The organism is Erwinia sp. CGal63, from assembly GCF_037026505.1.
In the GTDB taxonomy this organism is placed as follows: domain Bacteria; phylum Pseudomonadota; class Gammaproteobacteria; order Enterobacterales; family Enterobacteriaceae; genus Erwinia.
In genome coordinates this window covers 160,404-182,632 of sequence record NZ_JAKUMN010000008.1, presented here as the reverse complement: position 1 = coordinate 182,632, position 22,229 = coordinate 160,404, and the positions used below count along the sequence as shown (strand labels likewise).

Here is a 22,229-nt window from a genome sequence, read left to right as displayed (position 1 = left end):
TTCCAATATAATAGTGTCATTGCACGCATTCGGGCGTTGACCGGCCAGGCAGCTGCGGCAAGCAACTTCCGGCAGGAGATCCCTACATTCAAGAGGCCAGAACATGACTATTACAGGAAACTTTATTGGCGGAAAAACCTCTCTGAGCGCCAGCAATGAAACGATTCCGGTTTACGATCCGGCGACCGGAAAGCCGGTGCGTGAGGTGACGCAAAGCACGGCGGAAGAGGTTGCTCACGCCATTGAAGTTGCGCACAACGCTTTTGAAGGCTGGTCACGCACCTCGCCTCTGCGCCGCGCGCGCATCCTGTTTAATTTCAAAGCCCTGATGGAACAGCATCGCGACGAGCTGGCCGCGCTGATCGTCAGCGAGCATGGCAAAGTCTGGTCAGATGCGCTGGGCGAGCTGACCCGGGGTATGGAAGTCGTCGAGTTCGCCTGCGGCATTCCGCATTTGATTAAAGGCGAAAATTCGCCGGACGTGGCCACGGGCGTGGACAGCTACTCGCTGATGCAGCCGCTGGGCGTGGTGGCGGGCATTACGCCGTTCAACTTCCCGGCGATGGTGCCGCTGTGGATGTTCCCTGTTGCGCTGGCCTGCGGCAACACTTTCGTGCTTAAGCCGCCGGCGCTGGACCCTTCCGTCTCCGTACGCATGGCCGAACTGCTGACGGAAGCCGGTCTGCCGGACGGCGTCTTTAACGTGATTCACTGCGCTAACGAAGACGCCGAACAGCTTTATACCGACGAGCGGGTGCAGGCGGTGAGCTTTGTCGGTTCTTCCGGCGTGGCCGAACACATCTATAAAACCGCCAGCGCGCACGGCAAGCGCGTGCAGGCTTTCGGCGCGGCGAAAAACCACGCCATCGTCATGCCGGACGCGGATCTGGATGCGACGGTCAACGCCATTATGGGCGGCGCCTTCGGTTCTGCGGGCGAACGCTGCATGGCGCTGCCGGTTGTGGTCGCGGTGGGCGATGATACCGCCGACAAACTGATCGCCGCCCTGACGCCGCTGGTCAAAGCTCTGCGCGTCGGTCCAGGTATGCAGCAGGGCAGTGAAGAGAACGAGATGGGGCCGGTGGTTTCCGCCGCGCACCAGAAGAAAGTGCTGGGCTATATCGACAAGGGCGTGGAAGAGGGCGCGAAACTGGTGGTGGACGGGCGTAATCTTCAGGTGCCGGGCCACGCGGAAGGCTACTACGTCGGCGGTACGCTGTTCGATGATGTGACGTCGGATATGGTGATTTGGCGGGAAGAGATCTTTGGCCCGGTGCTCAGCATCATGCGCGCGCCGGATTACGCCACGGCGCTGAAGCTGGTCAACAGTCACGAGTTCGGCAACGGCAGCGCCATCTTTACCAGCAACGGCCACATCGGACGCGACTTTGTGCGCGAAGTGCAGGCGGGCATGGTCGGCGTAAACGTTCCGGTACCGGTGCCGATGGCGTTCCACAGCTTTGGCGGCTGGAAACGCTCCGTCTTTGGCGCCCTGAACGTGCACGGGCCGGACGGCGTTCGTTTCTATACCCGCATGAAAACCGCAACCGTGCGCTGGCCGAGCGGTCAGAAAACGGTTTCTGAATTCAGTATGCCAACGCTGGGCTAATTCATTTAAGGAGAAGCGCTATGTCATTGCTGTCCAAAGCACAAAGCCCGGATGCGCAGGGACGTATCCAGCAGGTTACGCCGGAAAGCGCGAACTGGCGCTATGTGGGTTTTGAAGCTTACCAGCTGAAACAGGGCCAGACGCTACAGCTGGAAAGCGGCAGCCAGGAGCTGTGTCTGGTGCTGGTCGCCGGGCTGGCCTCGGTGAAGACTCGCTATGCGGAGTTCCCCGATATCGGCAAGCGGATGTCGCCCTTCGAGCGCACGCCGCCTTATTCGGTTTATGTTCCGCACGACGACAAGGTCGAGGTGCGGGCCGACACCGATCTGGAGCTGGCGGTCTGCCGGGCGCCCGGAAACGGCAATCTGCCGGCGCGGCTGATTGCGCCTGGCGACGTGGGCGTCGAAAAACGCGGCAAAGGGCGCAACAGGCGGCTGGTGCATAATATCCTGCCTGACGATAAGCCAGCGGACAGTCTGCTGGTGGTAGAAGTTTATACCGATGAGGGCGACACCAGCTCTTATCCCAGCCATAAGCACGATACGGAAAACTCGGAAACCGAAACCTATCTGGAAGAAACCTATTATCACCGTTTCAATCCGGAACAGGGCTTCGCTATGCAGCGCGTTTATACCGACGATCGCTCGCTGGATGAGTGCATGGCGGCCTATAACCACGATGTGGTGACGGTGCCGCGCGGCTACCATCCGGTGGCGACCATTGCCGGTTATGACAACTACTACCTCAACGTTATGGCCGGGCCGGTTCGCCTGTGGAAGTTCAGCTGGGAAAACGATCACGCCTGGGTAAACAGCGAAGAGTATCCGCGCAAATAGCCTTACAGCAGCAGGTTGAGAGGGATTTTCCCTCTCAACTTCACGCCTACTCCTGCTCCCGATCTTTTTTCAATTTCCGTAACAGTAGCCACATCCGTACCGTACGCACTGACAGTCGGCTGACATCGGGCGCATCGGGCAGCTTGTGGTGATGCTGGTAGCCATTAAAGAATAGATTTAGCGTCACGGCGCTGATAGTTGCCAGCATAATGCCGCTGTGCAGCAGCGGCTGCATAAAGGCGGGGAGTTTGGCAAAGAAATCGTGCGAGAGCGTTGGCGTCATGCCTACCCCCAGACTAATCGCCACGATATAAAGGTTATAGCGGTTAGTGGAATAGTTGTTTCTCGCCAGAATACGGATGCCCGTAGCCAGCACCATCCCGAACATCACCAGTCCGGCGCCGCCCAGCACAAACTGGGGGATGGAAGCGACCAGCACTGCCATTTTGGGCACCATGCCAAACACCAGCAGAATAACGCCTGAAGCCACACAAACCCATCTGCTGTGCACTCGCGTCACGCTGACCAGCCCCACATTTTGCGAAAAGGAAGTATGGGGAAAGCTGTTAAAGAGGCCGCCGAACAGCGTGCCTATGCCATCAACGCGCAGACCGCGCACTATGTCGTCAGAGGTCAGCTTGCGGCCAACGATATCGCCCAGCGCCAGAAACATCCCCATTGACTCAATAAACACGATGATCAGCACGGCGGACATAGTCAGAATCGAGACGGGATCGAAAACCGGCTCGCCCAACGCCAGCGGCGTAACCACGGCAAACCAGGCGGCGTCGTGCAGTCCGGCAAGGTTGACCTCGTTTATCATCAGGGAAAGGATAAAGCCGAAAATGATGCCCAACAGCACCGCGATATTGGACAGAAAGCCTTTGGCAAAGCGGGTTACCAGCAGAATAAACAGCAGCACCGCAAACGAGATCGACAGGTAAACCGGGCTGCCATAGTCCGGATTGCCTTTGCCTCCCGCAGCCCAGTCCACGCCAACCTGAATAATGCTCAGGCCGATAGAGGTAATCACTATGCCGGTGACCAGCGGAGGAAAGAGCGGCATCAGCCTGCCCACTACCGGTGCTAACAGCGTGGTAATTAAACCGGCGCCTATCGTGGCGCCAAAAATACCCAGCAGGCCGATATCCGGATTCATGCCGATAGCGATCATTGGCGTAACGGCAGCGAAGGTCACGGACATAATTACCGGCAGGCGGATCCCCATAAAGCGTCCAATACCGATGCACTGCATCAGCGTAACTATGCCGCAGCAGAACAGATCGGAGCTGATAAGCAGAGCCACGGTCTCTTTGCTCAGGCCCAGACGATCGCCAATCATTAACGGCACGGCAACCGCGCCGGCGTACATCACCAGTACGTGCTGTAGCCCCAGAATAAAGAGCTTGCCGGGCGTGGTAAGGCGATCGACTTCGTCTTCGTGGTGCACATCGTTCACGGATGAAGCAGAGTGCGGATCAAGAGCGCTCATAATAATCTTTCCTTTTTTATCAAAGCTCCGTCATGTTTTGCCACAGTCTGGCTGCGGCTTTGCGCGCGCGCGCGTAGATCGGTTCAACCTCAAAGGGGAACTGCCGATCTTCGTAGACCAGCCTGCCGGCGATAATGACGCTGTGCACCGACGCGCTGTTGAGGCCGAACGCGAAATGCCCGGCCAGGTTTTCCGCCCGCAGCGGCGTGGGGGAAACGTAATCGCAAATGGTCAGATCGGCGGTATAGCCTGCCGCCAGCTGGCCGAACGGCTGTGCGAAGTTGCGCTCCAGCAGAATATTGCCGTTGTGCAGCATGCGCAGAAAGCTGTCGGGCCAGAGCGGGCCGCCCGCGTCACGATGTTTGAAACAGGCGAATTTCAGCTCTTCAAACATATCGGCGCCGATGCCATCGGTACCGAGCGCCGCCAGCTGATAGCCGGGCAGCTGGTGGTTATAGCCGACATGGTTGTTCATATTGGAACGGGCGTTATGCGCCAGGCAGGCGCGGTGCCGGTTGAGCAGGGCGATCTCATCGGCAGAGAGCCAGAGTGCATGAGCGATAAGCGTTTTCTCATCCAGCAAATCGAATTTCTCGAGGCGGGCGATGGGATCCATGCCGTACTTATCGTGGCTGTGCGAAACGTCGTAACGATCTTCCGCCACGTGAATATGCAGGCCACGTCCGGTTTCCCGCTTCGCCTCGGCCAGCATTTTCAGGCCAGCATCCGGCACGGTAAACGGCGCATGGGCGCCGAGGTGGCACTCTACCAGCCTTTCTTCCGGGCTGTCGTCCCGTCGGGAGTCGATCAGACGGGCAAAATCGATATTCTCTCTCACGCCCGCCTCCAGCTCCTGCAGGCCGCCATTACGATCCGTGGTTTCAAAACAGGTCATGCCGCGTAGTCCGGCTTCGATAAAGCCACGACGCAGGATCGCCAGCGATCCTCTGATAAAATGGGGTGAGGCGTGATGATCGATAACTGCGGTACAGCCATGCCGGATCGCTTCCAGCGAGCAGATCAGACCGCTGTAGTAGAGCGACTCTTCGTCCAGCGCCCGATCCAGCCGCCACCACAGGTTTTTTAACGTCGAGATAAAATCCGGGCAGGGCGGAATGGGTGCCAGAATGCCGCGCGAAAGGCCGGAGTAAAAATGATTGTGCGCGCAAACCAGACCCGGCATAACCAGCTTGCCGTACAGCGGTTTACACTGCGCATCAGGATAATCTGCCGACAAATCGCGGCCAACGGCGATAATTTTGTCACCATCGATCGCGATATCGCTGTTTTCAACAATCCTGGCAGGGTAAAAGTTAACAAGGGTAGCGTTTTTTAGCAGCAGCATAGCTATTCCTCCACTCTGCCCAGCAGATAAGCATGATGCTGGCGCGTATAGCTGATAACGCGGGCCATCGTCTGCAGCTCGTCAGGCACCGCTTCCGCAACCTCGCCCCGATCGTCGATTTTCAGCTGCCAGACGCGCCGATCGAGACGTAGCCGGAGGCTCTCTTTATCAAGCAGAAAGCCGGGGTTGGTACTGTTGTCGAAATCGTCCCGGCGGCTGAAAAGGGTGATTTTGTCTTTGTAGGGTTTGCCCTGCCACGGGCAGAACTGCGCGCAGTTGCCGCATTCGTTGCAGAGCGCATCCAGATGCAGGATCTGCTGGCGGCTGTCGAATCCCGGTACGGCGAGCGCGACGTTGGCGCGGTTGGGACAGACATCCACGCAGCGGGCGCAGACGTAGTTGCACTCCAGGCAGCGTGCCGCCTCCTGACGCGCAAAAGCTTCCTGGTCGTCGTCGCCGATTTGCCGCACGGCGACGATGCCGTGTCGACGATAGAGGGCAAGGGGATCGCGGTTCAGCCAGCGCTTGTGCTCGTCGTCGCAGTGGATATTTTCCCGCCTGAGAATGGCGCGTGTCGCTTTGCGTGCGGCGCCAATCGCGGCCACCACCGAGGCCGGCCCGCTCTGCGCATCGCCAATTAAGAAAACGTTCGGCTGGCGGGTTTCCAGCGTATGCGGATCGACTTCGACCAGGCCATCAGCGCTCAGCGGCAGGCCGAGACGGCTGAGCGCCCGCTCGTCCGGCTTCTCGCCGGTAGCGGTGATCAGCGCGTTGAAGCGTTTGCTCAGCGTCCTTGCTGTGGCTACCGGACGGCGGCGACCCTGCCGATCCGGTTCGCCCGGTTCCATTACCCGCAGCAGCAGGCTGCCGTCTGGCGCGAAGCTTTCCGGGTTTACCAGCGTCATAAACTGCACGCCGTCGCGTCTGGCTTCGGCTATCTCTTCCGGCCAGGCGGGCATATCCCGCTCTTCCCGACGATACAGCAGCGTTACCGAGCGCACAGTTGGCACTCTCAGCGCCGCTCTGGCGCAGTCCATTGCAGTGTTGCCGGCGCCGACCACTGCCACATCGCCCTGAATCGCGGGATCGACGCGCTGCTGGTTAAAAGCCTGCAAAAATGTAAAGGCGTTAAAGACATGGGGATTGCCGCCCGTCAGCGACAGCTCGCTGCTTTTTCCCGCGCCGATACCGATGCAGATCCAGTTAAAGCCCTGCTGGCGAAGCTGCTCAATGGTCAGATTAGGATCGCAATCGAACTCGAATTTCACGCCGTGATCGGCAATAAACTCAATATCCTGCTCTATCAGCCGTGCCGGAATGCGGAATTGCGGCACGATATGTCGCACTACGCCGCCAGGGCTGGCTTCGCGCTCAAATACGGTTACCGGATGGCCCGCCCGAGCGAGGAAAAAGGCGGCAGCGAGCCCTGCCGGCCCGGCACCCAGCACGGCAGCGGGATGCTTGTCGCCCGATCCTGCCGGTTTATGCCAGCGTCGACGATACTCATCCCAGCCTTTTTCCAGCACGATTTTCTTGATACGTCGGATATTCAGCGCGTTGTCGTAATCCAGACGGGTACAGTTATTTTGGCACTGGTGATCGCAGATATGCCCGGTGATAGCCGGTAAGGCGTTGCGCTGATAGATCAGATCCAGCGCTTCGACATAGCGGCCTTCTCCCGCCAGGCGCAGATACTCCGGAATATCCTGACGGATAGCGCACGCGGTGACACAAGGCGCGACGTAGCAGTCGGTTAGCGGCAGCGGGCCGCCAGCGTCGATCTGCTCGCGGGATTTCCAGGCTTTTTGCGCCCAGCTGGCGCTTAGCGCTTCGTCAGCCAGCTTTTGCAGCGCTGGCACATCTATGCTCTGACGCTCCCAGCCCTGGCTGTTTTCCAGAATTTGCGCGCAGGCTTTCATGCGCAGATAGCCGCCGGGTTTAAGCAAATCGGTCGCCATGGTGATCGGCTGGATGCCGGTAGCGAAGATAGCCGCGATATTGTACTGGCTGGCGCCGCCGGAATAGGAGATGGGCAGCCTGCCGGAAAAATGCGTGGAGAGCAGTGCCGCGACGTTGATCGACAGCGGATAGAGCGCGCGGCCCGACATATACATCTCTTCGCCGGGCAGGCGATGCTTGTGGTTGCGGGCGCCCAGCGTATTGGTCAGCTTCACGCCGAAAGCGCGCTGTTTTTCCCGGCCCAGCGCCAGCAGCCTTTCCAGCATCCCCAGCGCCTGATCCAGCGGCAGGTCGTGGCTGAAGGACTCTTCGCTTAAAGCGATATAGTCGAAGCCGTTGTTATCCAGAATCTGGCGCACGCGCTGATAGCCGAGCAGCGTAGGATTAAGTTTAACAAAGGTATGCAGCTGTTTTTCCGCCAGCATATAGCGGCAAATGGATTCGATTTCGTCAGGCGGGCAGCCATGCATGGTGGAGAGCGTGACGCTGTTAACCAGATGGCTGGAGATACTGGCGGGCAGCGCCGCTAAGTCGGCAGGCTGCGCTTTTTGCAGCAGCCGCCAGCCGCCGCGCGCAATAAAGCGCCGCAGCGTTTGCTGGTAGAGCGCGAATTTCTCATTTTGAGCGGCGTCCAGCATCTCATTGATAAAGGCCTGCATGGGCGGCTGTTTTATCCCCTGCAGATCGTAGCCGACGCTCATATTAAAGATAAAAGAGCGCTCTCCATTACTTCGCGGCGTGAAAATCGCCTGCAGCAGATGCAGCGCAAACCAGGCTTTCAGATACTCATTCCAGGCTTTTTTCAGGGTAAATTCGGTAGACCATTCGGTATTGAACGCTTCGTCGCTGGCGTCGATACAGGGTTTTTCCAGCTCCAGCCTGTCCAGGATCTGTACGGTTTTCAGTTCAATAAAGCTGCCGCCGGTCAGCCAGGCAACCACGATATTCTGCGCCAGCTGCGTATGCGGGCCGGCGGCCGGCCCAACAGGCGTGTCGCAGCTTTCACCGAACAGGGCGATCCGGCGACGCGGCTCCCGCTGATAAAATTCCGTTTCGGGAATGCCGAAAATCGAACGATTCTCCTGATATTCCGCACAGATCCGCGTCAGGAGTTCATCGAAAGGAATGGGACGCATGATGTCACCCATAAATAGCTCCTTAATGCTGCTGAGTAGTGCCGCTGTTCAACACGGGCGATTTTGTCAGCGCATAGCAACAAGCGAGCCAGGGTCGTTACCGGATGCTTTTTTGTCCAGGTTTCGTGATAGCTTTCGCAAAAAAGCAACGTAAGCGCGCCTGCTCAGCCAGGGAATGAGCCTAAGTGGCATCCAGAAAAGCATTACCTGCCGTTGCGCAGGGGAATCTTCGCAATATAAGAACAAAAGCTCTCATTATGAGAAGTTGTGGCCGGGTTTTTAGTCTAATAAACTGAAAAATAAGCATAAAAAATCGGCACGGCGGTTGCATTGACCCTACAGGGTCTCACTGCAAGGAGAGGAACATGAGCCTGTTTGCCATAGCCAGCCGGCTGGAGAAGGAGAATCGCGCTTTCGCGCTGCTGCATATTATCGAGTGCCGCGGCTCCGCGCCGCGTCACGCCGCCACCATGCTGGTATCGGAAGAGGGCGAGACGGCAGGCACCATCGGCGGCGGTATGATAGAGCGGCTGGCGCTGAAGGAGGCCAAAGCCGCGCTGGCGGAAGCGCGCTCGCGCCTTTTTCACGGCAGGCTGGCGCGTCACGGCGAGGATGCCGTCGGCTCGGACTGCGGCGGCGCCATGACCATCTACATTGCCGTTTATCCCCGACGCCCGACGCTGTTTCTGCTGGGCGCGGGCCATGTGAATCGGGCGGTGGCGCAAGCAGCGGTGCCGCTGGGATTTCAGGTGACCATAGCCGATCCCTGGCAGGAAAATCTGTGTCATCCGGCGCTGCCGCAAGCCTGCGAGCGGGTTGGCGGCGAAAACTACAGCGAGATACTTTCCCGGCTGAAGCTGACGGACGACAGCTACGTCATCGTGGCGACCAACCATCAGGATTGGGAGGTGCTGGAGCAGATTATCAAACTGCCGCTGGGCTATCTGGGCCTGCTGGCCAGCCGACGCAAAGCGCGATATTTTCGTGAGCGGCTGAGCAAAACGCTGCAGATCGGTGAGGCTCGATTGCAAAGTTTGCATACGCCGGTGGGGCTGGAGATCGCTGCAGAGACGCCGGAGGAGATTGCAGTGAGCATTCTGGCCGCTCTGATCCAGCATCGCCGCCAGAAGCGATCCGGCGGCGAGCGGGGCATTGAAAGCACAGAGGCCGCTGCGGTGACAACGGCCCGCGTCGCTACTGCTGAATAAGCGTTCCGGTCTGCCCCGCAATGCCTTCTCTGGCTTTTGCGAGCAGCGTAATTAAAGCCTGCCGTCCGGGTTTCGATTCGGCAAAGGCGACGGCGGCTTCAACCTTCGGCAGCATCGAACCGGGCGCGAACTGATTGTCGGCGATATAGCGCAGCGCTTGCTGCGGGGTTAGCGTATCCAGCCAGCGCTCTGTCGGTTTACGGAAATCGACGGCGACTTTTTCCACTGCCGTCAGGATAATCAGCATGTCGGCGCCAATATCCTGCGCCAGTACGGCGCTGGCGAGATCTTTATCGATAACGGCATTGGCGCCCTGCAGATGATTCCCCTGCGCGATAACGGGAATGCCGCCGCCGCCGGCGGTGACCACAATCTGACCCGCTTCAAGCAGCGCTTTTACCGCACGCGCTTCGATAATTTCCAGAGGTTTGGGCGAGGCGACGACCCGTCGCCAGCCTCGACCGGCATCCTCCATCAACAGGATGCCCATCGACTTCAGTTTGCGGGCCTCCTCCTCCGATAAAAAAGAGCCGATCGGCTTGTCGGGATGAACAAAAGCGGGATCGCGCGTGTCCACGCGTACCTGGGTAATCAGCGATACCACGTTTTTATCGATGCCGTGGTTAAGCAGCGCCTCGCGCAGCGCGTTTTGCAGGTCGTAACCGATGTAGCCCTGGCTGAGTGCCACGCACACCGACATCGGCAGTACCGGTGAATGCGCCGCCGTGTGGGCCGCCGCTTCAAACGCCTGATGGATCATGCCCACCTGCGGGCCGTTGCCGTGGGTGATCACCAGTTCATGCCCTTCGGCGATTAGCGTAGCTATGGTTTCCGCCGTGTGCTGCACCGCCTGCATTTGCTCGGTCAGCCCGGCGCCAAGCGCGTTGCCGCCCAGCGCCAGTACAATTCTCTTTTTCATAAGTGACTTCCTGTGACGAATGGTTTGCGAGAAATAAAGCGGCCGTGGCCTGCCTGACCGGTGAAGCGGCCTTCCCGGCAGACAACTTCTCCGCGTGAGAGCGTGATCGCCGGCCAGCCCTGGCAGCAAAAGCCTTCATAGGGCGTATAATCGCCGTTGTCATGCAGATCGGCATGATGAACGATCTGCTGGCGACGAGGATCGAACAGCACCAGATCGGCGTCGGCGCCAGGCAGCAGGCTGCCTTTTTCCGGCCACAGGCCAAACAGTTTCGCGGGCATAGTGCTGGTGAGTGAAACAAAGCGTGAACGACTGATGCGCCCCTTCATCACGCCTTCGGAAAACAGCAGGGCAAGCCGGTTTTCCACGCCCGGCATACCGTTGGGGCAGCGGGTGAAGTTCCCGGCGGCCATCTGCTGGCGCTGACGATAGGGAAAATTGCAGTGGTCGGTCGCCAGCGTAGCGATAGCGCCTTCGGCGATGCCGACCCAGAGCTTATCCAGCTCGCTGTGCGGGCGCAGAGGCGGGCTGAGAATATATTTCAGCCCGTCGGGCAAGAGATACCTGCTGCTGTCCAGCAGCAGATATTGCGGACAGGTTTCCGCCCAGACCGGCTGCCCGCTTTGCCGCGCCATCCGTACATAGTCCAGCCCCAGGCCGTTAGAGAGATGGACGATATATAAAGGCGCGTTGTCCGCCAGCCGCGCCAGGTTGATCGTTCGTGAAATCGCTTCCGCTTCGCAGGCCAGCGGGCGGCTGTGGGCATGCCAGATCGGCGCCGTTTTACCCTGCTGCTGAAACTGGCGTCGCCGCCAGCGTATGGCCGCGTCGTTTTCCGGGTGCACTGTCGCCAGCGCGCCCGCTTCGTTGAGCCGCTGCAGAACGTTCAGCACATCCTCATCCTGCAGCATATAGTCGTAGGTCAGATAAAACTTGAAGCTGCTGATCCCTTCCTGCTGCACCATCGGCGCAATCTCCTCCAGGATTTGGGGATTCACGTGCTGGATAACGCCATGGAAGCTGTAATCGATAACCGCTTCGGCCGCGTCGCGATGGTATTTTTCCAGCTGGTGATGGAGCGAGCAGCCTGGCGGCCCAAAACCCATATGGTCGACAATGGTCGTGGTGCCGCCGCAGGCCGCCGCGCGCGTACCGGCAAAGAAATCGTCGCAGCTTTGAGCGATGCCGACGTCGATATTGAAATGGGTATGCACATCCACGCCGCCCGGCATGACCAGCAGCTCGCGGGCGTCGATAATGCCCATGCTTTCATCCGCCTCGATCTGCGGCGCGCGCCGGACGATTTTTCCCTGCGCAATCAGCAAATCCTGGCGGTATTCCCCGGCGTCATCCACCAGCGTGCCGCCTTTCAGTAGCGTTTTCATCCCTTTCTCCTTTCGACGCCAGCGCCGCTATCAGGCCTGCTGCTGTAGCCAGGTCAAAGGCGTGGCGGCATAAAGCGCGGCGCAGGTGACCAGATGCGCTTTCCAGGTTTTTTCATTGGGTGCGTGGGCTTCCGGCTCTTTACCCGGGCCAAAACCGATAACGGGAATACCGTGACGGCCCATAATCGAGACGCCGTTGGTGGAAAAAGTCCACTTATCCACGACGGGTTCGCGTTTAAACAGGCCGCGATAGGCCGCGCTGAGGGTTTTTACCGTGATATGGTCCGGCTCCACTTTCCAGGTAGGAAAGTAGCAGTCGGTGGGATAGACCAGTCCTGTCCAGGATGGGCGTTCGTAGGTATAGAGCGAGACTTCCGCTTTGGCTGCCTTCACGGCAGGCAGGGCGCGGATCTCCTCCAGCGCGTTCTCCCAGGTTTCGCCCCAGGTCAGGCGGCGATCGATAGAGATGGCGCAGCTGTCCGCCACGGCGCAGCGGCTGGGGGAGGTGAAGAAAATTTCCGAAACGGTCAGGGTGCCTTTGCCCAGGAACTCGTCATTGCCCAGCCTGCCGGCCAGCGCCTGCAGCTCGGTGAGGATCGGCGCCATTTTAAAGATGGCGTTATCGCCGCGTTCCGGCGCGGAACCGTGGCAGCTGACGCCCTGAACCTCGACCCGAATCTCCATCCGGCCGCGATGGCCGCGATAAATTTTACAGTCGGTCGGCTCGGTGCTGATAACGAATTCAGGTCGGATGTTCATCTGCTCAATAAGGTATTGCCAGCACAGGCCGTCGCAGTCCTCTTCCTGCACCGTGCCGGTGATCAGCAGCGTATAGTCGTCCTCCAGGCGCAGATCCTTGATGATCTTCGCGGCGTAAACCATCGCCGCCATGCCGCCTTCCTGATCGGAAGCGCCGCGACCGCCGATCAGCTCGCTATCTTCCATGCCCTCATAAGGATCGAAATGCCAGTTTTTACGGTTGCCGATACCGACCGTGTCAATATGGGCGTCCATCGCCAGCAGGCGCGGGCCGTGACCGATATAGCCCAGGATATTGCCCATAGGATCGATCTCGATCTTGTCGAAACCGACTTTTTCCATCTCCTGCCTGATGCGCTCCACCACGCGTTTTTCATCGCAGCTCTCGCTGGGAATGGCGATCATATCGCGCAGAAAACGCGTCATCTCCGGCTGATATTTGTTTGCCAGAGCAACAATGTCGTCGAACGGAACAGATTTCATGATTAACTCCTGTCAGTGGTAATGCCATCTTTTCCTTCCCACACCACTTCACGATAGTGCTGCGGATCGGTGTCGCCTTCGGTGCTGAGCAGCAGCACGCGTGAACCCGAGGTGAGTTTTAGCTTCTCTTTCAGCGCCTGGCTCTCGGGATGATGCAGAACGGCAGCCAGCACGCCTGCGGTCACCGCGCCGGATTCGCCGGAAATCACGCGTGGATCGTCGCCCAGAGGATTGCCCAGCACGCGCATTCCTAAAGCGGCCACGCGATCCTCGCAGGAGATAAACTGTCTGACGCAGTCGCGCAGCAGCGGCCAGCCCAGCGGATTAGGTTCGCCGCAGGCGAGGCCGGCCATGATGGTGTTCATCTCGCCGCCCACGTTGACGATCTCTCCCTTTCCGGCGGAGCGGTACAGGCAGTCGGCTTTGTCCGGCTCCACGACCACGGCATGAAGGTTTTTGGCATCGTAGACGTCGCTCAGGTAGCCGAGCACGCCAGCGGCCATCGCGCCTACGCCAGCCTGCAGGAAGACATGGGTCGGCGAGGTGCCCATCGCCTGCATCTGCTCTGCGGCCTCGTCCGCCAGCGTGGCGTAGCCCTGCATAATCCAGGTGGGCACTTCGCTATAGCCTTCCCAGGCGGTATCCTGCACCACCTTCCAACCCTGTTTTTCCGCATCGCGCATGGTCAGGCGCACCGTGTCGTCGTAGTTCATTTCGGTAACGATGCATTCGGCGCCCAGCTCCGTAATGTGCCTGACGCGCGCGGGCGAGGAGCCTTTGGGCATATAGATGACGGCGCGCTGCCCCAGCTGGCGGGCCGCCCAGGCGACGCCGCGACCGTGGTTGCCGTCGGTGGTGGTCGCGAACGTCATGGGTGCGCGCTGCTGCTGACGGAAGGTGGCGAATGAGAACTCGTTGATATCGCTGTCTGTTTCCTTACAGAGCAGACGGGCGATAGCCCAGGCGCCGCCAAGCATTTTGAAGGCGTTCAGCCCAAAACGCCGGGACTCGTCTTTAACCAAAACCTGTTCGACGCCAAGCGCGGCGGCGAAGGCGGGCAAGGAGAGCAGCGGCGTAGGGCGATAGCCGGGCAGCTTGCGGTGAAAAGCCCGCGCCGCTCTGGCGGATTCGCGGTTGAACAGCGCTGAGCGACCAGGAGAAAAAGCCGTGTTATCCGCAATGGCCATTTTTAACGTGAAGTTTGACATAGCTGACCTTTCCTTAAAAAAGTAAGCGGTGGCGCTCAGGATTTTATTCTCGGCTGCGCTTCCTGCAGGCGACGGCTCAGTACGGCAGCGGGATCGGCGAATTTTCTGGCCAGAATCATGCTGGCGATAATCCAGGGCTTCCAGCTGGCTTCTTTGTAAGTCGCGATGCGATAGCGTTCAAAAACGCTGGCGGCGACTTCGCCCGCTTCGCAGGAGACGCCGGTAATGTCGGCGGGCAGACAGTGCATATAGAGCGCGCTGCCGTTGCGGGTCAGCTTCATCATCTCTTCCGTACAGTGCCACTGCTGATGCCGGGCATTTTGCTGCAGGCAGCGCTGCTCCAGTTCTTTCAGTCCGGCGCTGTCCTGATTGCGCAGCAGCGTGGTTCTTTGCTGCATCACCTGCCAGGGCGCCCAGGATTTGGGATAGACGATATCGGCGTCGCGGAACGCCTCTTCCATGCTGCCGACCTGGCGGAAGCTGCCGCCTGAGGCCGTGGCGTTGCGCCGGGCCGTCTCCAGCACTTCAGGGATCAGATCGTAACCTTCGGGATGCGCCAGCGTGACCTCCATACCGAAACGGGTCATCAGGCCGATAATGCCCTGCGGCACCGACAGCGGCTTGCCGTAGCTTGGCGAATAGGCCCAGGTCATGGCGATCTTCTTGCCTTTCAGCTTGTCCAGCCCGCCGAAATGCTCTTTCAGCCAGGCCAGGTCGGCCATCGACTGCGTGGGGTGATCGATATCGCACTGCAGGTTGACCAGCGCCGGCCGCTGCGGCAGCACGCCCTGGCTGAAGCCTTCGTCCAGCGCTTCGCCGACTTCGCGCATATAGGCGTTGCCCGCGCCCAAATACATATCGTCGCGGATGCCGATCGCATCGGCGCAAAAGGAGATCATGTTGGCGGTTTCCCGTACCGTTTCGCCGTGTGCGATCTGGGATTTCCCTTCATCCAAATCCTGCTGAGTCAGCCCGAGCAGATTCAGCGCCGATGCGTAGGAAAAACGCGTGCGGGTAGAGTTATCGCGGAAAACAGAAATTCCCAGGCCATTGTTGAAGACTCGCGTGTCGATGTTCTGCTCGCGCATTTTTTTCATTAGCTGAGCGATATCCAGTATTTGCTCAAGTTCCTCGCGGGTCTGCTCCCAGGTGAGTAGAAAGTCTTTGTCGCTCAGGCCGGTTTTTCTCTGGCCGATAGCCCGCAGCAGTGCGCCTGTCTCTTCCATTTAATCGGTTCCTCAATAGCGGTAAATTATCTCTGCCGCCCAGGGCGCGGCAGAAAGCCTGCCCGCTGTAATCAACTTCTGTGCCAACGTCGAAGCGCAGGATGAGTGAGGATAAAAAAGTGTGATCTTTCGTCGGATTTGCGAAACGGGTAGCAGAATAAAAATGAAATGACCAGGGAATTCGTCCCGAGCGCGGCGTCGGGCATGACAGCCGATAGCGTGACGGAGTATGGTGTTACGCGATCGTTGAATTCTTCGCGCTCAAAATGATAAAGCTTACCGTTTCTCTCAAAATGAGAGGCGGTGCCAGATTCTCCCGGATGAGAGAATGGACTATGGACAAAAGGACGTTTTCCATGGATGAAAACCCATCGTTACCTTCTACGCTGATGGCGATCCAGCCGACCATACTGAATTTCAGCAGTCTGCTGGCTAACGTGCTGGAAATGGAAGTAGAGGTTGTCGACCGCCATCTTATCCGTATCGCCGGCACAGGCCCTTATGGTCAGCGCTTCGGGCATAGCCTGGAGAGCAATACCCGCCTGCTCAGAAACGTGATCGAAACGCAAAAAGAGATGGTGGTGGTCGATTCGCGCTACAACCCGCTTTGCAAAGCCTGCCAGCATCGCCATGCCTGTAAAGAGCGGGCATTTATCGGCGTGCCTATCCTCGCGCCTCAGCGATGCCTGGGCGTTATTAGCCTGATTGCGGTTAATAATGAGCAACATCGTAAACTTAGCGATAACGCGGAAATGTTTGTGCAGTATATGTGGCACGTTTCCCGCCTGCTGGTGGCTAACCTTGCCAGCGCACAGCAGCGGCAGCCGCAAAGCGACGCCGTTTGGCACACGCTGCTAGGTAATATGGATCAGGGCGTGATCCTGTTGGATAAAGAGAGCAGGATCAAAGCGATTAACGAGCGGGCGCTCAGCCAATTACATGTGCCGCAGGAAAACTTAACGGGAAGATCGCTGAGTATTGAGCCGCTCAGCCGCCAACGGGAAGCCGGGCGGGGAAACGCCCAGCATCGCGTTATCCTGGGCGAGCATGAGACGCTGCTGACGGGCCAGCTGCATCACATCGGCCCGCAAACGCTGTTTCTGCTGGCTTTTCACCAGGACGCCGCGGCCTCTTTTCTGGTAGAAAACGAGCCGCCCGGCATTGAGCGGCTGGTCGGCAAATCGCCGGCGATGCGCGAGCTAAAGCGCCTGATTATGCGCATCGCCTCCAGCCCTTCCAGCGTGATGATCCTGGGCGAGAGCGGCACGGGTAAAGAGGTGGTGGCGCGGGCCATCCATCGGCTTAGCAACCGACACGATAAGCCTTTTGTAGCGATAAACTGCGCGGCGATCCCGGAAAATCTGCTGGAAAGCGAGCTGTTCGGCTATGTGAAAGGCGCTTTTACCGGCGCAGCGCCCGGTGGTCGGGCGGGTCTGATTCAGTCAGCCAGCGGCGGCACGCTGTTCCTGGATGAAATCGGTGATATGCCGCCAGGCCTGCAGGCTCGCTTACTGCGGGCGATAGAGAGTCGGGAAGTGCTGCCCGTTGGCGCCAGCCGTCCCGTGCCCGTCGATATCCGCATTATCTCCGCCACTCATCAGAACCTGCGGCAATTTATTATCGAAGGTAAATTTCGTGAGGATCTCTACTATCGTCTCAACGTTATTCCGCTGGAAATGCCGCCTTTACGCGAGCGTGAAGGGGATATTGAGCTGCTGCTGCATTACTTTCTTAACCATCATTCGCAGCGTATCGGCTGCGCCTATCCCGGCATCAGTCGGGAAGTCATCAGGCTGCTGCAGCGTCACCCATGGCCAGGAAACGTGCGCGAGCTGAGCAACCTTGTCGAATACCTGGTGAATATTGTCCCTGAGGGCGAAATTATCGACAGCGCGCTGTTGCCGCCGCTGTTTCATACCGCTATTCGTGCCGCGCCATCCACGGAATATTCAGCGAAAACAGTCTGTGCCTCGCCCGAAGAAGAAGAGGGCGCGAAGCTGAAACTGGTGGAAAAAAATCTGATAGAGGCAGCGCTGCAGCGCACCCGCAATAAAAAACAGATAGCGGAAGAGCTGGGCATTGGTGTCGCGACCCTCTATCGCAAAATAAAAAAATATGGCCTGTCCCAGGCAAAGAATTAACAGGCATTGCCCAGCCGCTGCTGATACTGCTCGGGCGTATCCAGATCCCAGTGAATGGCCGGGCTGTCGACCGGCAGGCTGGCGCAGCCAAAGTCCTGCATTAACGTGCGTAGCGTGCTGCTTTCAGGTGCCGCCATAATGTGCGTCGCCATCGTGCCCGGCAGCAGCACCGGATGCCCGTTTCTGCCCGCATAGCGCGGTAGCAGGCAGCGCGAGCCGCGATGCTGCCAGAGTCGCGCATAGATGCGGGCATCAATAGCGGGCATATCGCCGGGGACGACAAAAAAGTGTTCGCCGGAGAGCGCAGCGGCGCCGCAGCGTACCGAAGAAAACATGCCCGACGGATAGTTGGCGTTATAGCAAAGCTGAACGGCAGGCCAGCCAGCGTAGCGCTGATGCAGCTCTTCGGCACGATAGCCCGTGACCAGAATAACCCTGTCGCAAAACCCCAGCGCGTTGCGCAGCGCGCTGTCCAGCACGGTCTTCTTCCGCCACGGCAGCAGCATTTTCCAGGCTCCCATACGCGATGAGAAGCCTGCCGCCAGCATAATGCACGCTTTCACTTCGCAGCCTTAATCCGCTTTCAGCACCGCTTTAATCGACTTGATAATCGGTCGATAGCCGGTACAGCGACAGAGGTTTCCTTCCAGCGCTTCCGCAATCTGTTGGTCGCTGGGATTGGGATGCTTATCCAGCAGCGCTTTGGTGCTCATCAACACGCCAGGCGTACAGAAGCCGCACTGTACGCCGCCGTGACGGACAAACGCCTGCTGCAGTTTCTGGCCGACTTTATCCCTGTGCAGCGCTTCGACAGTAGTGACTTCCGCGCCGTCGCACTGCGCCGCCAGCACCAGGCATGAACAGACGGATTTCCCGTTCATGATAACCGTACAGGCGCCGCATTCGCCTACTGAGCATCCCTCTTTAGTGCCGGTCAGCTGCAGGTCTTCCCGCAAAAAATCAAGCAGGCGGCGATTGTCCGCAACCGCTTTTTCAACCTGAATACCGTTTATAGTCAGCCTGATCCGATTCATGCTTTGCTCCTTATTGTGCCCCGGCTTCGCGGGCTTCCTGTAATATCTGACGCAACATATCCAGCGCGACCGGCACTTTGTAAGCGGCAGACCAGCGGTTGCCTATCGCGGCCATCAGCAGCGCTTCAAGCGCGCTGGCGCCCGCTTCTGTTTGCACGTCGCTCAGCTTCTGGCCGGTCAGGACTTTCTCAACCGCAATCAGGCGCTGAGGTTTACTGAGCAGCGCGCCGTCCACCAGTCGACAGCGCACCAGAATGCCGGCCTGGTTAAAGGTAAACTGACCGGTCAGGCTCTGGCGGGTAATGTTGAGGGCGTTACGGCGGCCCAGCTGTAAATAGCGCTGTTGCAGACCAGCATCGCGGTATGGCTGGGGAAGGATTATCGACGTCAGCAACTCGTCAGGCCGTAGCTGAGTGCGATAGCCAGCGGTAATAAAATCCGCCAGCGGCATACGGCGCTGCGCCTGCCGACTCTGCAACACTACTATGGCGTCATAGACGATCAGCGGCGGCACGGAGTCCGCGCAGGGCGCGGCGTTAACGATATTGCCGCCCAGCGTCGCGCGGTTGCGTAGCTGCAGAGAGCCGATGGTGTTGCAGGCGGTGACCAGCAGCGGATAGTTTTCCTGCATTCGCTTGTCCGCCGTTAAGTCGCTAAAGCAGACGCCTGCCCCAATGGCGATGCCTTCGTCGCAAGGCGCAATATGTTTCAGCTCCGTCAGGCCGGAGATATCTACCAGCGGCAGCGTGGTGGTGCTGAGCCTTGCCTGTACCAGCACGTCCGTGCCGCCCGCAATCGGCCTGCATTGCCCCTCGGCCAGCAGCTGTAGCGCCTCATCCAGCGTTTTCGGCTTTGCGATTTGCAGCGTATTCAGCCGCAGTATCTGTTTTTTATCGCCCGACTCGGCCAGCAGCTCGCTCTGCCGCACCGGTTTTTTCAGGGCGTAGCCCAGGCGAATCTGTTCCAGCGTCAGCGGCAGCGCGTAGTTGCGTCGTCCAAGCGCGAAGCTGACCGCATTGTTCAGCGCCGCGCCGCCCAGCTCCAGCACGGGTTCGCCGATAACTTTCGCGCCATAAGGGCCAGCCTGGTCATGGTTTTCCACAGCGATAATGTCGATATTGGGTACGTCTTTAATGGTGGGCAGCAGATAAGTGTCGAAATTTTCTGATTTCACTTCGCCCTGCTCGATATTGAACTCCTCGAGCATACCGTAGCCGATCATGCCCTGCGCCACGCCGCCATAGACCTGGCCTTCAAAGCCGACTTTATTGATCACCTTGCCGACGTCATGTACGGCCGTAATATTATTGAAAGTCACTTTTCCGGTACGGGTATCCAGAGCGATATCGGCGACCTGACAGCCGTAAACCCAGGTGAAATAGGGGCTGCCGCAGCCTTTTTCTTCATCCCAGTGAATAGCCGGCGCGACGTGCCAGCCGTAGTCGGAAAGGTTAGCGCCGGCGGCTTTGGTGATATCCACCGCCTGCTGGAAACTCAGGCGTTTCCAGGGATGCTTGCGGTTGAATACCTTGCCGTTTTCCCAGACCAGCTCGTCGGGATCGGTAACATCCAGCTCCTGCGCCAGCGCTTTGGCCATGCGCCTCTTGATTTTATTGGCCGCGCTGAGCACCGCCTGGCCGCCCATCAGCGTGCCTCGCGACGCTACGGTAGAGCCGCCGTCCGCGATCATCGCGGTGGCCGGTTCGGTAAAGTGAACGCGATCCAGGCTCAGGCCGAAGGCTTCCGCGGCGATTAGCGACATCGTGGTTTGCAGGCCCTGACCGTTTTCCGACACCGAGGTCGAAAGATTCAGGCTGCCGTCGGCGTTAACCTGAATCAGCGCGGAAGAGGCGTCCAGACCTTCGGCGCCCAGCGAGCAGCCGCGGTGGCTGAGCGCCAGCCCGATGCCATATTTGATTGGGCCGCCCTGCTGGTTAAGCTTCTGATAGTGCTCGCGCTTCGCCAGAAACTCGGTTTTATCGATCGCCTTTTGCAGGACTTCCTGCGCTGAAACGGTGTGCTCGCTGAACACCTGCCCGGCTATGCTGGTATCGTTCTGCCGCAGCACGTTGCGCAGCCGCAGCTCCACCGGCGACAGCCCCATTTTTTCGGCGACCTCGTCCATCAGCGACTCATTGGCGAAAATCACCTGCGGCGCGCCGAAGCCGCGATAGGCCGAGGTATAGTTGTTGTTGGTATAGACGCCAGTGATATCGATGCGGACATTGGGAATATTGTAAGGCCCGGCGGCCTGCACCGAGCTGCGCCAGGTAACAAAGGGGGTCTGGCCGGCGTAGCTGCCGCCGTCCGCCAGGATATCGATTTTGATCGCCTGAATGCGCGCCTCATCGTCCAGACCGATTTTATAGTGCATTTGATAAGGGTGACGCTTATAGCTTTCCCGCATCGACTGCTCGCGGTTATAGGTCATTTTTACCGGCCTTGACGTCAACACCGCCAGCAGCGCCGCCCGACAGGCAAGATGATCGATAATGTCATCTTTACCGCCGAAGGAGCCGCCCAGTACCGAACGCTTCACGTTTACTTTCGACTGCGGCAGATCCAGATATTTCGCCACCATGCCGCGCACGCGGTGGGCGTTCTGTATCGAGCCGTAGATCGTGACGATCTGTTCGTTATCATCATAACCGGCAGTGATCGATTCCGGTTCGATGTAGGCGTGCTCCTGAAAACCGACCTCGAAATCGCGCTCGAAGATATGAGTGGAAGCGGCGAAACCCGCCTCAATATCGCCCTTAATCGTATGATGGTGATTGATAATATTGTTTTCACGATCGCTGTGGATCAGACGCGCACCGGGCCTGGTCGCCTCTTTTATCGAGGTGATCGGCGTCCAGGGCGTGTAGGTGACGCGGATCTTCTCGGCCGCCTGGCAGGCGATTTCATAGCTTTCCGCGGCGACAACGGCGATAACGTCGCCGCGAAAAGCGATTTCACGATCGGCCAGAGGCGGGTAGTCCGGGACGACTACGCCGATATAGCGCTGGCCTGGAATATCTTTGCACGTGGCTATTTTCACTACGCCGGGCATTTTTTCCGCCTCTGAGATATCCAGCGAGGCGATCTCTCCTGCGGCGATATCGGCGTAGCGGCATACGCCGTAAAGCATGTTTTTCAATACGATGTCGTCGCCGTATATGGCTGCGCCCCTGACCTTCGCCAGGCCGTCGACGCGCGGGACTTCACTGCCCACTAAATGAGTTTTCACGGGTTCTGGCCCTCCTGATACGCTTCTTTGGCGCCACCTTAAGCAAGCGATATGCCAGAGTGCGAATGTGGAGCAGCTAGGCGACGGGGTTGTGAAGCGTGTCGTAGAAACCAGCCTGAAAAGACCTTCCTTGCGGTGGCAGCACGCGAAAGTGCTGTTTCACTTTGGCGTTATTTTTCTCAAAATGAGAAGTTGATTCTCGCGCAGAGCCTTGCTGAGCGGCGGCGTCAGATTATCCCTCGCTTGCAATTGCGTACTGG

The 22,229-nt window shown here is 58.6% G+C and carries 15 protein-coding genes; 4 read left to right on the top strand and 11 right to left on the bottom strand.

The window, feature by feature from the left end; translation table 11 throughout:
• Nucleotides 1–103: 103 nt before the first annotated feature.
• Nucleotides 104–1,609, top strand: a complete 1,506-nt coding sequence (locus MKZ79_RS19940) for a CoA-acylating methylmalonate-semialdehyde dehydrogenase (RefSeq protein ID WP_336144358.1) — start codon at nucleotides 104–106, stop codon at nucleotides 1,607–1,609.
• A gap of 20 nt (nucleotides 1,610–1,629) precedes the next feature.
• Nucleotides 1,630–2,445, top strand: coding sequence for a 5-deoxy-glucuronate isomerase (gene iolB, locus MKZ79_RS19935; protein ID WP_336144357.1), 816 nt, complete (start codon nucleotides 1,630–1,632; stop codon nucleotides 2,443–2,445).
• A 46-nt stretch (nucleotides 2,446–2,491) separates the two neighbouring features.
• Here the strand turns inward: iolB and MKZ79_RS19930 are convergent, their stop codons facing one another.
• Genes MKZ79_RS19930 through ygfK form a run of 3 tightly spaced genes read right to left on the bottom strand, consistent with a single transcriptional unit; the run spans nucleotide 2,492 to nucleotide 8,389 of the window.
• Nucleotides 2,492–3,937: a nucleobase:cation symporter-2 family protein gene (locus tag MKZ79_RS19930; RefSeq protein WP_336144356.1), complete on the bottom strand. Its 1,446-nt coding sequence runs from the start codon at nucleotides 3,935–3,937 to the stop codon at nucleotides 2,492–2,494.
• A 19-nt stretch (nucleotides 3,938–3,956) separates the two neighbouring features.
• On the bottom strand, nucleotides 3,957–5,282 hold the full coding sequence (ssnA, locus tag MKZ79_RS19925; RefSeq protein WP_336144355.1) for a putative aminohydrolase SsnA: 1,326 nt from the start codon (nucleotides 5,280–5,282) through the stop codon (nucleotides 3,957–3,959).
• Nucleotides 5,283–5,284: 2 nt separating this feature from the next.
• Nucleotides 5,285–8,389 (bottom strand): putative selenate reductase subunit YgfK, encoded by a 3,105-nt coding sequence (gene ygfK, locus MKZ79_RS19920; protein WP_336144354.1) that lies wholly within the window; start codon nucleotides 8,387–8,389, stop codon nucleotides 5,285–5,287.
• Nucleotides 8,390–8,742: 353 nt separating this feature from the next.
• On the opposite strand from ygfK, the gene MKZ79_RS19915 reads away from it, so the two are divergent.
• Nucleotides 8,743–9,585 carry an XdhC family protein gene (locus tag MKZ79_RS19915; RefSeq protein WP_336144353.1) on the top strand — a complete coding sequence of 281 codons (843 nt, stop codon included), beginning with the start codon at nucleotides 8,743–8,745 and terminating at the stop codon, nucleotides 9,583–9,585.
• Here MKZ79_RS19915 and arcC read toward each other — a convergent pair.
• The 5 genes from arcC to ygeW are packed head-to-tail and all read right to left on the bottom strand — an operon-like array spanning nucleotide 9,572 to nucleotide 15,565.
• A complete protein-coding gene (arcC, locus tag MKZ79_RS19910; RefSeq protein WP_336144352.1) occupies nucleotides 9,572–10,504 on the bottom strand; it encodes a carbamate kinase in 933 nt (310 codons plus the stop codon). The two genes, MKZ79_RS19915 and arcC, sit on opposite strands and share 14 nt — an antisense overlap.
• Entirely contained in the window at nucleotides 10,501–11,889 is a 1,389-nt protein-coding gene (hydA, locus tag MKZ79_RS19905) for a dihydropyrimidinase (RefSeq protein ID WP_336144351.1), read from the bottom strand. Before hydA ends, arcC begins: the two co-directional genes overlap by 4 nt.
• A gap of 30 nt (nucleotides 11,890–11,919) precedes the next feature.
• Nucleotides 11,920–13,134 (bottom strand): YgeY family selenium metabolism-linked hydrolase, encoded by a 1,215-nt coding sequence (locus MKZ79_RS19900; RefSeq protein WP_336144390.1) that lies wholly within the window; start codon nucleotides 13,132–13,134, stop codon nucleotides 11,920–11,922.
• The gene (dpaL, locus tag MKZ79_RS19895) at nucleotides 13,134–14,339 is read right to left on the bottom strand and encodes a diaminopropionate ammonia-lyase (protein WP_336144350.1); all 1,206 of its coding nucleotides are present in this window, start codon (nucleotides 14,337–14,339) and stop codon (nucleotides 13,134–13,136) included. The genes MKZ79_RS19900 and dpaL overlap by 1 nt, the downstream gene beginning before the upstream one ends.
• Before the next feature lie 35 nt (nucleotides 14,340–14,374).
• On the bottom strand, nucleotides 14,375–15,565 hold the full coding sequence (ygeW, locus tag MKZ79_RS19890; RefSeq protein WP_336144349.1) for a knotted carbamoyltransferase YgeW: 1,191 nt from the start codon (nucleotides 15,563–15,565) through the stop codon (nucleotides 14,375–14,377).
• Between the two features lie 356 nt (nucleotides 15,566–15,921).
• On the opposite strand from ygeW, the gene MKZ79_RS19885 reads away from it, so the two are divergent.
• On the top strand, nucleotides 15,922–17,706 hold the full coding sequence (locus MKZ79_RS19885; protein ID WP_336144348.1) for a sigma 54-interacting transcriptional regulator: 1,785 nt from the start codon (nucleotides 15,922–15,924) through the stop codon (nucleotides 17,704–17,706).
• Here the strand turns inward: MKZ79_RS19885 and MKZ79_RS19880 are convergent.
• From MKZ79_RS19880 to MKZ79_RS19870, 3 genes are read right to left on the bottom strand one after another with little or no spacing between them, the layout of a single operon-like run.
• A complete protein-coding gene (locus MKZ79_RS19880; RefSeq protein ID WP_336144347.1) occupies nucleotides 17,703–18,269 on the bottom strand; it encodes a nucleotidyltransferase family protein in 567 nt (188 codons plus the stop codon). The two genes, MKZ79_RS19885 and MKZ79_RS19880, sit on opposite strands and share 4 nt — an antisense overlap.
• A gap of 9 nt (nucleotides 18,270–18,278) precedes the next feature.
• Nucleotides 18,279–18,740 carry a (2Fe-2S)-binding protein gene (locus MKZ79_RS19875; RefSeq protein WP_336144346.1) on the bottom strand — a complete coding sequence of 154 codons (462 nt, stop codon included), beginning with the start codon at nucleotides 18,738–18,740 and terminating at the stop codon, nucleotides 18,279–18,281.
• A gap of 10 nt (nucleotides 18,741–18,750) precedes the next feature.
• A complete protein-coding gene (locus MKZ79_RS19870; protein ID WP_336144345.1) occupies nucleotides 18,751–21,969 on the bottom strand; it encodes a molybdopterin cofactor-binding domain-containing protein in 3,219 nt (1,072 codons plus the stop codon).
• Nucleotides 21,970–22,229 lie beyond the last annotated feature (260 nt).